10 protein-coding genes are annotated in these 12314 nt (G+C 42.3%); 3 read left to right on the plus strand and 7 right to left on the minus strand.

The features are described 5' to 3' along the window. Nucleotides 1-202: 202 nt before the first annotated feature. The gene (locus tag RJ01_RS10170) at nucleotides 203-1663 is read right to left on the minus strand and encodes an ATP-binding protein (RefSeq protein ID WP_034170988.1); all 1461 of its coding nucleotides are present in this window, start codon (nucleotides 1661-1663) and stop codon (nucleotides 203-205) included. Between the two features lie 310 nt (nucleotides 1664-1973). Continuing rightward, nucleotides 1974-2738 (minus strand): two-component system response regulator OmpR, encoded by a 765-nt coding sequence (ompR, locus tag RJ01_RS10175; protein ID WP_004781707.1) that lies wholly within the window; start codon nucleotides 2736-2738, stop codon nucleotides 1974-1976. Between the two features lie 336 nt (nucleotides 2739-3074). On the opposite strand from ompR, the gene RJ01_RS10180 reads away from it, so the two are divergent. The 3 genes from RJ01_RS10180 to RJ01_RS10190 all read left to right on the plus strand — a co-directional run bounded on the left by RJ01_RS10180 (nucleotide 3075) and on the right by RJ01_RS10190 (nucleotide 7300). Beyond that, entirely contained in the window at nucleotides 3075-5426 is a 2352-nt protein-coding gene (locus tag RJ01_RS10180; RefSeq protein ID WP_004781708.1) for a Tex family protein, read from the plus strand. A gap of 74 nt (nucleotides 5427-5500) precedes the next feature. Next, nucleotides 5501-5785 carry a hypothetical protein gene (locus RJ01_RS10185; RefSeq protein WP_034170989.1) on the plus strand — a complete coding sequence of 95 codons (285 nt, stop codon included), beginning with the start codon at nucleotides 5501-5503 and terminating at the stop codon, nucleotides 5783-5785. Nucleotides 5786-6256: 471 nt separating this feature from the next. Beyond that, nucleotides 6257-7300 (plus strand): DUF2971 domain-containing protein, encoded by a 1044-nt coding sequence (locus RJ01_RS10190; RefSeq protein WP_051065355.1) that lies wholly within the window; start codon nucleotides 6257-6259, stop codon nucleotides 7298-7300. Between the two features lie 39 nt (nucleotides 7301-7339). On the opposite strand, the gene RJ01_RS10195 is transcribed toward RJ01_RS10190, so the two are convergent. The 5 genes from RJ01_RS10195 to ubiE all read right to left on the minus strand — a co-directional run bounded on the left by RJ01_RS10195 (nucleotide 7340) and on the right by ubiE (nucleotide 12257). Then, the gene (locus tag RJ01_RS10195) at nucleotides 7340-7657 is read right to left on the minus strand and encodes a hypothetical protein (protein WP_004781714.1); all 318 of its coding nucleotides are present in this window, start codon (nucleotides 7655-7657) and stop codon (nucleotides 7340-7342) included. A 61-nt stretch (nucleotides 7658-7718) separates the two neighbouring features. Further along, nucleotides 7719-8795 (minus strand): patatin-like phospholipase family protein, encoded by a 1077-nt coding sequence (locus RJ01_RS10200; protein WP_034170990.1) that lies wholly within the window; start codon nucleotides 8793-8795, stop codon nucleotides 7719-7721. Between the two features lie 157 nt (nucleotides 8796-8952). Continuing rightward, on the minus strand, nucleotides 8953-10572 hold the full coding sequence (locus RJ01_RS10205) for an AarF/ABC1/UbiB kinase family protein (RefSeq protein ID WP_034170991.1): 1620 nt from the start codon (nucleotides 10570-10572) through the stop codon (nucleotides 8953-8955). A 12-nt stretch (nucleotides 10573-10584) separates the two neighbouring features. Continuing rightward, a complete protein-coding gene (locus RJ01_RS10210; RefSeq protein ID WP_004781719.1) occupies nucleotides 10585-11298 on the minus strand; it encodes an SCP2 domain-containing protein in 714 nt (237 codons plus the stop codon). 14 nt (nucleotides 11299-11312) lie between these two features. Beyond that, nucleotides 11313-12257: a bifunctional demethylmenaquinone methyltransferase/2-methoxy-6-polyprenyl-1,4-benzoquinol methylase UbiE gene (gene ubiE / locus RJ01_RS10215; RefSeq protein WP_004781720.1), complete on the minus strand. Its 945-nt coding sequence runs from the start codon at nucleotides 12255-12257 to the stop codon at nucleotides 11313-11315. Between the last annotated feature and the right edge of the window lie 57 nt (nucleotides 12258-12314).

Raw genomic sequence — 12314 nt, forward strand, 5'->3', positions numbered from 1 at the left:
AACTCTCATAAATTCTTAAATAATGATACGGATTGTACCGATCAAAAAATGTATTTTGCATAGGTGTTAGGCTAAGGTCTAATTTTTTAGCTAAATGCAGGTATAATGAAAAATGATGTTTTTTAAATAATTGAATTATTGAAAATTAAAATGAATTGTATAGAAATACTAAAAAGTCGTTTGATGCTTTTGTGATCACTTGCTAGAAGTGATCAGTGAGCGTTTGACGGATTTTATCCAAGGTGGTTGGGGCAGTAGGTGCCTCTGAATCTGCTGTTTTCAGAGGTAAGGCAATAATGGCTTCTAGACCGCCTTCAGGCCGATTCTGGATATGCAGCTCACCTGAGTGAATATCTACAATACGTTTGACAATGGCCAGACCCAGACCACTGCCTTGTACGGTACGCGCAGAATTTCCACGAACAAAGGGTTGCATCAGCGCTTCAATCTGGTCTTCTGGAATCCCTTCACCATGATCGGCCACACTGATCATCAGTTTATGGTCCTGCACATAAGTAGTAAGCTCAATCGGTTCCGCACCATAGCGTTTCGAGTTGTTGATCAGGTTACCAATCAGGCGTTTCAGCGACATACTGCGTACTTCAACCAGTGGTATCTCTTGAGGTGTAAAGCGAATATCGAGTGGCTTAAACTGCTTGACCAGTTCCTGTAACAGTACATTGACATTGGTTTCTTGCAGCTCTTCATCGGAGCCATCCCGCATATAGGAAATGAACTGGTTCAGAATGGCATCCATATCCTCGACGTCATAAATCAGCCCTTCTTTGAGGAAGTCTTCATCCGGCATCATTTCTGCGCTCAGACGGATACGGGTTAACGGTGTACGCAGGTCATGTGAAATCCCCGCGAGCATGATTCGACGATCACGCTCGGTTTGATCCAAGGTATAAATCATCTGGTTAAAGGCATGATTCACCTGACGGATTTCCAGCGGACCATGATTGGTATCCAGATAAGGAGCAGAGCCATTTTTACTATAGCTGTTTGCTGCATTCTGCAAGCGGCGTAAAGGACGGTTCAGCTGACGCACCAGGGTCAGAATAATAATGCCGGCAATGAGTGGTGTACCAAGCAGCCAGCCTAGAATCAGTTCAGGGCTATAGTTGGCATAGGTCTTAAGAGGTTCACGTACCCAGTTGCCATTCATTTCAGGGGTTTGAATCCAGATGCGTGGACTTGGCTTGAACTGGAAATAAACGGTTGCCTGTTCGATTCTTAATTCTTTGGCTAGTTTGGTTTCAATCTGATTGGTAAAGAATTCGGCAATGACCTTGTCTTTTACATTGGGGTATTCAGCAGGATTGGTGACATATTCGATTCCGATCCGGTTTTTGAGCCAGCTATCAATATCGACTTCCTGTTCTTTATGATAAAGACGCAGGTCCGGATTGTTGAGAATCTCCAGCTCCATGGCCAGATAACGCGCGTGTTGCTGAATTTCAGGTAAATAAAGCGTACGCCAGAAAAACCAGATTGACATGAACAGGCTGAAACAGACCACAAAGACCACCAATACAGTGGTTCGCATTGCTGCAGAGCGCGGTTTGACTTTGTCCAGAAAGCGTTCCCAAGGGGTACGTTTTTTTTCTGAATAGCTGACAAAATCGGTAAATTTTTGTGGGTCGATGGGGTCGAGTTTCACTGAGCAATCCTGTGCTATGACTTCAGCAAATTATTATAAGTTGATTAAAAGGCCTTATCACACCGGAGTCAAACCATCTGTAATTTAGATATAGGTTAAAACCTTTGGTTCGACCTACTTTTGTTTCGGCAAAAGTAGGCAAAACCATTTTCATTTGTAAAACTCGTCAAATTGCGGCAAGTAATCAATTTATCGCAGAAACATTAGAGATGAATACCTCCTGCCTCAGACAATTGCGAATGAATTTGTCACGTAATTCAAAACTAGATTTATAGACGGACGAATATTTTACTTTCTTCTAATAAGAAAATTATTCAGCACCATCTGGAACAAACACATAACCGACACCCCAAACGGTTTGAATATAACGCGCACGGGCAGGGTTTTCTTCAATCAGTCGACGTAAGCGTGATACCTGAACGTCAATTGAACGTTCCATCGCACCCCATTCACGGCCACGTGCCAGATTCATCAGCTTGTCACGAGTTAAAGGTTCACGTGGATGTTGGACTAAGGCTTTCAATACGGCAAATTCACCGGTAGTTAAGGTGACGACCTGTCCTTCACGAGTCAGAGTACGAGTGGACAGATCCAGTGACCATGGGCCAAAGGATACCACTTCCATTTGCTGGCTAGGAGCGCCTGGAACTTCACGGACTTGACGACGCAAAACTGCACGAATACGTGCTAGCAATTCATTTGGATTAAATGGTTTAGGCAGGTAATCATCTGCACCAGCTTCCAGACCTGCAATACGATCTGAATCGCTACCACGTGCGGTGAGCATAATGATTGGAATATCAATATTCGATTGGCGTAGGCGACGACAGATGCTGAGGCCATCTTCTACAGGCAACATAAAATCGAGCACAATCAGAGAAAACAGTTCCCGCTGTAATAATCGATCCATCTGGGTGGCATCGTGCGCAGTTTTAACGACGAAGCCTTTATCTTCAAGGAAACGTTGTAACAGGGTACGCAGACGCACATCATCATCGACAACCAGGATGCGCTCGACCCGGTCGGTTTCGGTATGTACAGCATCGGGTTTTTCAGCAGGTACCACTAAACTCATGAGGTGCTCCTTTATTCTTTATTGTCGTCATAAACAGAAAATGAAATATGCTTTGAGTATACGATTCATTACTATTAATTGACTATGCTCTAAAGCATCAAATATTGCAGTTAAAATCAAGACATAGATACCAAATATATACATCTATATGCGAAAAAAATCGTCCCGGAACAAGAATAAAATGCAAAGTTCATGCAAACTTTAGTGGAAAAACTGGAAAACGATCGTATACGGTTATCTGAAGCTTATATAAATTAATAAAAACAATGGTGGATTTTATAGACCTGGTCTTTATAATCATGCCATTTAGTACTTATCCTTGTGGGATCAAACACGATGACTGACTTAGTTCAGCAGTTGGCAAAAGAACTTGCCGTACGTCCAAATCAAGTAGAAGCTGCCATCAAACTGATTGATGAGGGTGCCAGCGTTCCTTTCATTGCACGTTACCGTAAAGAAGTAACGCAGGGCTTAGACGATACGCAACTACGCCAGCTCGATACACGTTTATCGTATTTGCGTGATTTGTATGAACGCCGTGAAAAGGTGATCGAATCACTAAAAGAACAAAATAAATTATCTGATGATTTATTGGCACGGGTGAATGCGGCAGAAACTAAAAATGCCCTAGAAGAAATTTACGCACCATACCGTCCAAAACGTACCAGCAAATCGTTTAAAGCGAAAGAAGCCGGTTTAGGTCCGATTGCAGAAAAAATCTTTACTGAAGCCGTGGATCCGGCAGAAGCTTTGGCGGGCTTTAGCCATGAAGATTATCCAGATCAGGAAAGCCAGCTCGATGCGATCCAGCACATCCTGATTGATGACTGGGCACAGAATATTGCGTTGACCACTGAACTTAAAGCAATGTTTGCTAAAACTGCTGTGCTGAAAAGTCTGGTCGCTAGCGAAGAGAAAAAAGAAGTTGGTAAAAAATTCCGTGATTACTTCGATTTCTCTGAAAATCTGAACAAGGTACCTTCACACCGCTTATTGGCAATGCTACGTGGCCGCCAGGAAAATGTACTGGGCCTTAAAGTAGATGGTGAAGATGATGCACCATTGGCACGTATTGAAACTGAATACAACCTGGATACCATTCAGCCGCAATCCCGTCAGGATTTCTTAAAGCAAACTGCGAAACTGTTCTGGCTTGGTAAAGTTCGTCCAACGATCGAACATTCATTATTGACTGAAAAACGTCTGGCTGCTGAAGCTGAAGCAATGCAGGTCTTTGCTGAAAACCTGCGTCATTTACTGCTTTCTGCGCCTGCAGGTGCCCGTACAACTCTGGGTGTAGACCCTGGCATCCGTACCGGCGTGAAACTGGCGGTGGTGAATGAGTCTGGTGATGTACTGGCACATAGCACCATTTACCCGTTTGCACCGAAAGATGATAAAGAAGTTTCACTGACTGAATTAGCACGTCTTTGCCGCGAATTCAATGTTGACCTGATTGCAATCGGTAATGGTACGGCAAGCCGTGAAACTGAAGCATTAGTTGCTGAAATGATGGCTGCAAATAGCGATCTGAAATTGACTCGTGTTTCTGTTTCAGAAGCGGGTGCTTCTGTTTACTCAGCATCTGAACTGGCTTCTCAGGAATTGCCTGAACTGGATGTATCGATCCGTGGTGCAGTATCAATTGCACGCCGTCTGCAAGATCCATTAGCTGAACTGGTGAAAATCGATCCTAAATCCATTGGTGTAGGTCAGTACCAGCATGATGTAAACCAGACCGGTCTGGCAAAAACTCTTGAAGCAGTGGTTGAAGACTGTGTGAACTCGGTCGGTGTGGATGTAAATACTGCATCTGCTGCGATTTTGGGTTATATCGCAGGTCTGAACAAATCAATCGCGCAGCAAATCGTGGACTTCCGTAAAGAAAATGGCCGTTTTGACAATCGTCAGGATTTGAAAAAAGTGCCACGTCTAGGCGAGCGTACTTTTGAACAGGCAGCGGGTTTCTTGCGTATTCAGCAAGGTTCAGAACCACTAGATGCATCTGCAGTTCACCCTGAGTCATATACGCTTGTGTCTAAAATTGTTGAAGCGAAAGCAACAACGGTAAAAGACATTATTGGCAATACTGAAATCATTCGCCAGGTCAATGCAGAAGAATTTGTGGATGATAAATTTGGTTTGCCAACCGTTCAGGACGTTTTGGCTGAACTGGAAAAACCAGGCCGTGACCCGCGTCCAGAATTCCGTACCGCAAAATTCCGTGATGATATTACTGAAGTGGCTCAATTGACTGAAGGCATGCAGCTGGAAGGTGTAGTCACCAATGTGACTAACTTCGGTGCTTTCGTGGATGTCGGTGTACATCAGGATGGCTTGGTACATATTTCTGAATTAGCCAATGAATTTGTGGCTGATCCGCATAAAGTGGTGAAACCAGGTCAAATCGTACAAGTTCGTGTACTGAACGTCGATGTTGAACGTAACCGTGTCAATCTGTCGATGCGTCCTGAAGGTTCCGAAGCGCCAGTGAAAGCACCACGTCAACCACGCCGTGACAATGAGCAACGCGGTGAGCGCAAGCCACAAGGTAAACGTCCACAGCATGCGCGTCCGCAAGGTGATCGTCCGCATGGCAAGAAACCTCAAGCGGCTAAACCACAAGAAAATAAAATTGGTGGTTTAGGGGCATTGTTATTGCAAGCAGGAATTAAAGGTTCGAAATAAACTGATGAGTTTGTTTGAGAAGTAATTTAATATAAAAAGAGCCGAAAGGCTCTTTTTATATTTTGGGGTGGTTTGTGAATAAAAAGCTTAATGTTATAGTAAATTTTCATCGTTATAGAGCAGAAATAAAAAATTTATTACAACAAAACCTTGAGAGTGCTGAAAAAGTAGATTTTAATATTTTTTTATTAGATATTGATAAATTGTTAATTGATATAAGAAATAAAAAGCAGTCTCTTAAAAAAGGTCTTTATGATCAAAAAAATGATGATTTTTATAAAAATATAGATTTTTTATATAATGAAGAAGATATTGATAATAATACTATAAAAAAGGAAAATCATTTAAAGTTTTGTTAGTTACAAGAAAAATACTTTAAAAATATTAGAAGTATTGTTTTAATATATAGGGTGTTGGAACTCAAAATAAAGAATGAAATCAATGAAGATGAGTTTTTTAATATAATTAATAAAATAGATTTTAGAAGTGGAGTTTATTTTTATAATTTAACTTATTATCTATATTTAATAAATTTCTACTCAATAAGATTTAATGATTTAGATTTTATTGAAAAGATTTTTTCCGATTTTCTAAATTAGACTTCTTGCGTTAGTCAAAATTTAAACAGCCCAAAGCTACATTTTATAAGGTTTTAGCCAATTCAAAAATTAGGTAAAACGATACTTTCGCAAGAGATCTATTATAAAGTTTTAAATATATCTACACACTTTAGTGATGATTATTTTAAAGTATATTACTTCCCGGATAGATTTTATGATCAGAACTTCACCTCTATACTGTTAAATTATAATGAAAATTTAAACAATAGGGTGAGAGTTAGAAAAGACTTAGATTTTGTTCTTTTTTTAAAAAATGTTGCTAATATAAAAATGCTAGATCTTCAAAATCATGTTATTGAAATGCTAACTAATCTTTTAGTTGATTTTGATAGTGAATATGAAAGAAAAGTTGCACATTATACTAATTTTAGTGTTGCTCAATTGCTAGGAACAAATAAAACTAAATTTAGACTAAACTCAACTGACTTTATGAATGATCCATCTGAAGGGAATATTTTATTTGAATACTTGCATCTTAATAAAATTGAATATGATTCACATAATAAAACTTTTTTAAGTTGTTTTACTTTTAATCATAATAGTTTAAATCAATTCAGGTTATATGGTCTGCAGGATAATAAACCGTGTACAGGTGTAAGTTTAGTTTATAACTCAAATTTTTTCTTTAATACCGATACTATGATTATTGATTCTATTAACGAAAATAACTTAGATTCTGTAAATAAAGAAGATTTTAAAAATGGTCTTAAAATTCCTTTATTTCGCTGTGTATATTTAGATTCTTTTACTGGATATTTTGAGGTTGCTAAGAGAAATAAATTTACTTTTTTTCAAGAGATTCAAGATAAATCTTTAAGTGTCAAAAGCTGGGAAGACTATACGAGAAAAATGTCGGGTATCGAAGAAAAAGTAAATAATTCAATGGGTTTTATATTGGTTACATTAAGTGCTATAAAAGGTGAAAATCATAATCTAAAAGTAGATGATCTAAAATCAGCTAATAAAATTATTTCACCTATAAGTTTTCTTTTTAAACATTTTGCATTTCAAGAAGAACAAGAATGTAGAATGGTTGTAATAGATAAAATTGAAAGCGATCATGTAATTTTAGATGAAAATGATAAAACTAAGTCGTATATCGAATATAGTCAGCCCACTAATAGAGATATAAGAAATATTTATATTGGACTTGCGTCTTCATATAAAATGTCTGATTTATTGAAAAAAATGAAAGATTCAGGAGTAAAAAAACTACCCAAAACAATTATCTCTGAAAATCCATATCGTATTTAAATAAAAAACCTCCCGATGGGGAGGTTTTTTATTGGATATTTATGAGTTAATTATCGGAACAATCCAGCTGGTAATAATCAATAAAATACCCAGATGTCCCAGTTTACGTGTCACATAAACCAGTTTAGACGGTGGCTGTTCCAGCTGTTTGGCATACTCTTCCATGGTGATGCCTTGTTTACCTTTACTGGTATATAAAAACACACCCAAATCCAGACAGATCAGAATGGTGCCAATATCTGCCACCAGTTCCATCAGCTCAAATTGCTGGGTATAGAGCGACATGCTAACGCTATAAATCAGATAAAGTCCAAAGGCTATACATGCATATTGCAGGATCACTAAAAATTTCTGCATAAATTTCAACAGTTCAAAAAATTAAGGCAATTATACAAACAATTCGGACAGTCTGCGCCCATTACAAGCTTTGCATCACATCGGCAAAATTCTGCTTCTCGACCAGCTCCAGAAATTCATCTCCCAGGCGCTGACTTTCAGCAATACATTGCTTCCAGAGCTGAATCCGCTGGGCTTGATCCAAACCTTTCAAAGTGAAGTCCTTACGATCCGGTAAACGACCCAAAGGTAAAGTTTGCAGATATTCCTGAGAAGGTGAAATTAGCAAAGTTCGTGCCTGATTTTCTGGGCTTGCCGTGCGTTTAAACAGTTTATCGAACCAGCCAGGAGTAATGCTGTCAGTAAAATGCGGATACAGCACGATGCCTTTGCTCTGAAATGGCAGGTCAATATGATAGTCAATCAGACCGCCATCGCGATAATAACCTTGCGGTGCATCCGGAATATTATTGACCGCTGCCATGACGCCCGGAATAGAGGCAGAGGCCATCAGCCAGGACAAAACACTTTGCTCAGTTAAAGCATGATAGTGTGTGGTAAATCCATCATCGGCAATTTTAAACTGTTCACCTGCATTCGGCTGGCTGATCACACGTTGCATAAAATGGCGGCTGTGTTTACGTGCCACAGCGGTAGTTCCGACAATGCCAGCTACAGAAGCGAGTAGGGGGAGCGCCTTATCACTCTGAAAAATGTGCTGGGCTTTAATCGACAATACCGTAAGATGATAATCTGGATGATTCACCAGATCGGTTTCTTTGCCTTGTACCAGATCCAGCAGCATGCCACGACAAACGTCACTGACTTCTTGGCGAGTCATTTTCTTGTGAAAGTATAAATGGGTATACAAGTCGGCAAGACGTTCAGTGCCTGCTTTGGCTCCCCAGGCCGCGACACTGGCAAAACGCCAGCTGCCAATGGATGAACCGACTAGCGTTCTACGCTGAGGGGCACGGGGGAAAAACTCGCCAAAAATGGCCTGATCCAGTCCCTGAATGCCGATGCCTTTGGGGCCACCTGCGGCACCTGGCATGATATCAATCTGTTCGGGTTGTAAACCTTCTTTCAGAATCAGCTCACGAGCCTGTTGCCCAGCGCAGATTTTCAGAGCAGGCGCATGTTTTTGTAAAATCTGCATAGAGGTTCAACCCATATTCGACCAGTGAGGGCTTATTTTAAGTATCTGGTCACAGAGCCCAATGGCAAGATGTATCCTAAGGTGACTTTGCAGTCATAGGAGAGGAGAAAAATAAAAAACCTGAACAATGTCAGGTTTCTTAAGCAGGTTATTTCAGTTATTTTGCAATCCGCCAGACTGCGAGTATGCTTGCTAGCACAATCAGAATCACTGATACAAACCATGGTGAAATGATCGCAATTGAAAGCAGAATGGCCATGATACTGCCAAAAATCCAGCTACGTTTTTGCTGATGTTCCATTTGCAGGCGCATGCTTTGTAATTCATTGAGCTGCTTGGCATGCCAAGCGGACTGGTTTTTCAAACCGTTCAGGCTGTCGATCATCAGAGTCGGTAAGTCCTGCGCACCCAAAAGTAGATCCGGGATTTTTTGCCCCAGTTCTTTAATATTCTTTTGCGGATTTACCTGAGCCTTGATCCAGTCCGTCAGAATCGGTTTGGCAAGACTCCAGATATCCAGCTCAGGATACAAGTCTGTTCCCAGACCTTCTACATGAACCAGCGTTTTCAGTAATAACATCAGTTGTGGCGGAATTTCTAGGTGGAAACGACGGGCAATATCCATGACCTGAATCAGAATACCGGCAAAATCCAGTTCATGCATCGGTTTGGAAACCATTGGACCCACGGTACGACGCATTTCGCGTGCTAGCGCGTCCTGGTCGGTACCTGGTGGAATCCAGCCTGCCTGATGCACAATCTGAATCAGCTGCATAAAATCGCTGTTCATGACTGCCAGCAGCATACGCGCCACGGTCATCTGATCGTGCTTGGATAGCTCACCCATAATCGCGCAGTCCAGCGCAATAAAGCGCGGATTGGCCGGATTGATGGTTTCTACAAAGACATTGCCCGGATGCATGTCTGCATGGAAGAAGTTGTCACGGAACACCTGGGTAAAGAAAATGGTCAGACCCTTACGCGCCAGATCAGCACGATTCATGCCCAGCTTATCAAAGGTAGCAATATCTGAAATCGGTACACCGGTAATCCGTTCTGCGACCAAGACATCCTTGCTGTCCATATAGACTTCAGGCACATACATCATGCTGGAGCCAGTGAAGTAATGACGCATCCGGCGGGTATTATCCGCTTCCAGAGTCAGGTCTAGCTCATTCAGAATGATCTGACGATAATCCTGAATGATTTCTGACAAATGTAGGGCACGTGCTGCTTCCAGACGCTTTTCCAGAAAATCACCTAACCAGGTGAGAATCTCAAAATCCTGCAAAATCTGATTGCGGATATTCGGACGCGTGACTTTGACGACGACTTCACGACCATCATGCAGGGCAGCGGTATGCACCTGCGCAATAGATGCAGCAGCCAGTGGCTGGGCATCAAAACGGGCGAACAGGGTATTTACATCGGCTTTCAGCGATTCCTGAATGCGCATCTTGGCGACATCGTTGTCAAAGGGCTTAACGCGATCTTGCAGTAATACCAGCTGTTGCAGCACTTCAGGTGGAATCAGATCACGACGGGTCGAAAGTAACTGTCCCAGCTTGATCGCCAGCGGTCCCATTTCTTCCAGTGCCAGTTTCAGCTTGAGCGGATTTTTACGCTCACGGCTGGACCAGGCTGCCGGATGCATACGGATTAAAGATAAAATGTGCCGGGCTTTTTCAGGAAGTTCTTCCGCAGGAAACAACGTGTCGAGTCTATAGTGCGCGGCGATGCGCCAAAGTTCGAGTAAACGTGAAACATGCGGAATCATAAAGCGGTGTACCTAGTATTGAGAAGGAATATGAGGTGTAGCAGGAGTAAATGGCTGATCAGTAGAATCGTCAGATTCAATCTGTGCCTGAAGCTGACGGATTTTGGCTTCAACGCGATCCAAATTCTGGTTCAGGATACGAGTATCCTGATTCAGGTCATCCATTTGCCAGCGCGGGGCAAAGAGACCACTATCTTCTTTCAGAGCATCTTCAGCAAAAAATAACTGGCTTTGTAAAGTGCGTTTTAAATGCTTCGGAGCCAGCTGCAACTTGCCAATTTCATGTGCCAGAGCAGGGCCAATCCAGGGACTTAAATGCGCCGCCAGATCAGGTTCCGCTTGCTGCATGATGCGCTGGATTTCTTGCAGAAGTTTATAGTCACCTTGCAATGGAATATTGCCGACTTCATCAGCAAGCAGCAGCTTGAGCAGCTCTACGACATTATTCACCTGTAGTGTCGCCGTTGCTTCAGGAGTTTGAACATTATTGGCTTCATAAGGGCGCTGTTCAAATATCGAAGAGTCTTCAGTATGACCGCTTGGCGTTGGCTCCAGACGAACCTTGCCTTCATCAAAGAAGACATCGACGGACAGCTGCGGTGAAGTAATGACCACTCGCAGCATTTTTCCAGCCAAAGCATTGAGCTGAATGCGGGTAATCGCATCCAGATCAATCATATGATGAATCAGGCGTTCAACAGCACCGAGTGCGAGAAGTGACCACATATCGGGTACGACCCTTAAAGTTTGAAGCCACGGTGAACGGCAACGATACCGCCGGTCAGATTGTGATAATCACAGTTCTGGAAGCCAGCATTTTCCATCATACCTTTTAAAGTACGCTGGTCTGGATGCATACGGATTGATTCAGCCAGGTATTTATAGCTTTCCGAGTCATTCGCCACGATTTTACCCATGATTGGCAAAGCGGTGAATGAATACAGATCATACAGTTTTGAGAATGGCTCAAAAACTGGTTTAGAGAATTCCAGAATCAGTAAACGACCGCCTGGTTTAAGCACGCGATACATGGCTGCCAGTGCTGCATCTTTATCGGTCACGTTACGCAGACCAAAAGAAATCGTTACCAGGTCAAAGCTGTTGTCGGCAAATGGTTCTAGAGTTTCTGCATTCGCCAGAACGAAATCAACATTGGTACAGCCGGCATCAATCAGACGGTCACGGCCAACATTCAGCATGGATTCGTTAATATCAGACAGTACTACATGACCGGTAGGGCCCACTTCACGGCTAAATACTTTGGCCAGGTCACCTGTACCGCCCGCAATATCCAGCACATGCTGGCCACGGCGCACGCCTGACATATTAATCGCAAAACGTTTCCATAGACGGTGAATACCGAATGACATCAGGTCATTCATGATGTCGTATTTGCTGGCTACCGAATGGAATACTTCAGCCACTTTCTGGGCTTTTTCATCACTGCTCACGGTCTTGTAGCCGAAGTGTGTAGTTGGACCGACGTTACCGGTATTGGCACCGCGTGGCAGGTTATATTTAGGGACAGTTCCAGTCACAGGCGTATCGGTCAGGCGTTGTTCTAGAGATTGTTGCTGACCTTGTGGAGCGCCTTGCGGAAGCGGAGTGGTTAAGAATGGGCTCATTTTGTCTGTCTGTTGTGCCGACTCGGGTGTAGGGGTAGGCGTTTGATTTTCATTCGACATTGGAGTCACTCCTAACATATCAATCGGGTTAATCTTGCATTGCCTGCATAATGACAG

The sequence above is a fragment of the Acinetobacter sp. YZS-X1-1 genome (assembly GCF_000804305.1).
Lineage (GTDB): Bacteria > Pseudomonadota > Gammaproteobacteria > Pseudomonadales > Moraxellaceae > Acinetobacter > Acinetobacter variabilis.

What these genes read in the sequence shown, in the direction of transcription:
- ompR (WP_004781707.1), bottom strand. Translation starts at nt 2,738, where the DNA reads ATGAGTTTAGTGGTACCTGCTGAAAAACCCGATGCTGTACATACCGAA.
- RJ01_RS10180 (WP_004781708.1), top strand. Translation starts at nt 3,075, where the DNA reads ATGACTGACTTAGTTCAGCAGTTGGCAAAAGAACTTGCCGTACGTCCA.
- RJ01_RS10195 (WP_004781714.1), bottom strand. Translation starts at nt 7,657, where the DNA reads ATGCAGAAATTTTTAGTGATCCTGCAATATGCATGTATAGCCTTTGGA.
- RJ01_RS10200 (WP_034170990.1), bottom strand. Translation starts at nt 8,795, where the DNA reads ATGCAGATTTTACAAAAACATGCGCCTGCTCTGAAAATCTGCGCTGGG.
- RJ01_RS10205 (WP_034170991.1), bottom strand. Translation starts at nt 10,572, where the DNA reads ATGATTCCGCATGTTTCACGTTTACTCGAACTTTGGCGCATCGCCGCG.
- RJ01_RS10210 (WP_004781719.1), bottom strand. Translation starts at nt 11,298, where the DNA reads ATGTGGTCACTTCTCGCACTCGGTGCTGTTGAACGCCTGATTCATCAT.
- ubiE (WP_004781720.1), bottom strand. Translation starts at nt 12,257, where the DNA reads ATGTCGAATGAAAATCAAACGCCTACCCCTACACCCGAGTCGGCACAA.